The organism is Chamaesiphon polymorphus CCALA 037, assembly GCF_003003845.1.
Classification (GTDB): domain Bacteria; phylum Cyanobacteriota; class Cyanobacteriia; order Cyanobacteriales; family Chamaesiphonaceae; genus Chamaesiphon; species Chamaesiphon polymorphus.
Map to the genome: position 1 here is coordinate 1 of NZ_PVWO01000736.1, position 2,134 is coordinate 2,134.

The window sequence follows — 2,134 nt, forward strand, 5'->3', positions numbered from 1 at the left end:
CTCCCCTAATCTGTCATAAAATCGATATACTAAGTTACCAAAATAAATTTTCATCCGGTTATCGAGGTAGATCGATCGAATAAATAAGCCAGAGCTGGTTAGTAATAAGTATCAAAAATCTAAGGAAGTGGACATGATTCGCATTCTCCTGGTGGATGACCAGAAGAGCATTCGGGAACGCTTGAAGTCTTTACTGGAGACCGAGCCAGACTTCGACATTGTGGGAATGGTAGACAATGGTTATGATGCGATCGAGCAAGTCAAATTGCTGCTTCCGGATGTCGTATTGATGGATATGGAGATGCCAGACATCGATGGCGTACTGGCTACCAAAATTATTGCTCACAGTTCTCGCAAAACCAGGGTACTGGTACTCAGCAGCTACGATAGCGACGAGTATGTTGCTGATTCGATCTATGCTGGTGCGAATGGCTATATTCTTAAGGGCGCACCAGCTCAAGAGATTCGCGATGCAGTCCGATTCGTTCATCGGGGATACATGCAGATCGCACCAGGATTATTTGAAAAATTCATTCCCAATAAGGGGGATGGAGTATTAGAGTGGAAGCCAAAAACTCCCAACACTCAACTATCGAGCGGCCAATTTGACGCCCCTGGCAGCCTGGAACTGACAGGTATTGATAAGATAAATAAAGCCACCAAGAGCAAACCGTTAGTACCTGGTTCGGAATTCGACCAACCTTCAGAATTAATTTTAGACGTGACGGCCTTGAGTCGATCGCGTAAATCGATCGGCTGGTATCAAGCTGCCGCACTGGTAATCGCTGGTTTGGGATTGACATTTTCGCTTTACCTACTACGCCAAGGTTTGAATAAACCTGCCGCTACACCCGAGCGGCAAGATCGAGCGCAGCAATTACACAATCTGCCATTTACTGGCAAAATCGAGCCGCTAAATATCACTAAGATCGATACAACGATTCCTGGATTGGTATTGACATTGCCGATTAAAGTCGGACAATCGGTGAATTATGGCGATCGATTGCTAACTATTCGGAATATTGAAGCCGAACGTGCCAATCAAACAAAAATGCTCCAGCAACGGCAAATTTCCGCCGAACGACAACAAGCAGCACTCCAGCAAACAGCCGCGCTCCAGCAACAGTTACTCCAGCAGCAACAGATCCTCATCGGCGAACGCCAAGCCGCTGCCGGAAGGATTAAAACAATCGAACAAGCGATTTCCAGTTATCAACGCAATTTAGCTCCCCTCCGCCAACAAGTAGCCGACGCAAACATCCAACTTAGTGCGATCTCCGCACAGCCAGAGCCATTACCCTTGGCTCAAAAGCGCGAAGCGATCGTCCGCGCGCAGGCAATCTACGATCGCGCGGTAGCTACCTACCAGCGCATGGCTCGTTATCAGAGTGAAGGAGCGATTTCCCAAGAACGGCTCGAACAAGTCGAAAAAGAGCAGATTGCCGCCAAATCCGATTTAAATATCGCCCGCGCCGACTACGACAGGCTCAGTACCGCCGCGCGAACTGCCACTACCAAACAAGCCGCTCAAACCCAATCGGCACGCCTGCAACAACAATTAGCACTCAAAGAACAAGCCGAACAACTCCAACAACTTCAGGCACAACTCCAAGCTGCGAAATCGGACTATCGACAACTCGGGACAAAGTTGCAACAATTGCAACAACAACAAATCAAACCGATCGCGGCGAGTGCGCCAGTCAGCCAAAAACCAGTGCTAGAACCAACCACGATCGATATTTTCGCCCCCGTAGCGGGGATGGCCATCGAAATTCCCGTTGCGATCGGCGATCGAGTTTTTGCTGGGAGTAAATTAATGAGTATCACCGATCCCAAAAAGCTTAAAATCGGTGTAGATTTAGAATCTCAACAAGCCGCACTCCTCAAACCCGGACAAAAGGCGATCGTCAAAGTCGGTACCGCGATCGACAGCCAAGAATTAACCGCCTCAGTCACCAATATTGCACCCTCGTTCCTGGGTGGATCCGCTCCCGTAGATAATCGATCGACTCAACGCGTCCAAGTCGAATTTACCAATCCCAAATCTACCATCCTCATCGGTCAAACTGGGACGGTGTATTTTCCGAAATAGTTGGGAGTTAGGAGTTGGGAGCGGGGAGCGGGGAGCGGGGAG

Annotated in this window: 1 protein-coding gene; it reads left to right on the forward strand. The window is 48.9% G+C overall.

Features of this window, described 5'->3' with window-relative positions:
* Positions 1-133 precede the first annotated feature (133 nt).
* Positions 134-2,092, forward strand: coding sequence for a response regulator (locus C7B77_RS28810; protein ID WP_106313151.1), 1,959 nt, complete (start codon positions 134-136; stop codon positions 2,090-2,092).
* Positions 2,093-2,134 lie beyond the last annotated feature (42 nt).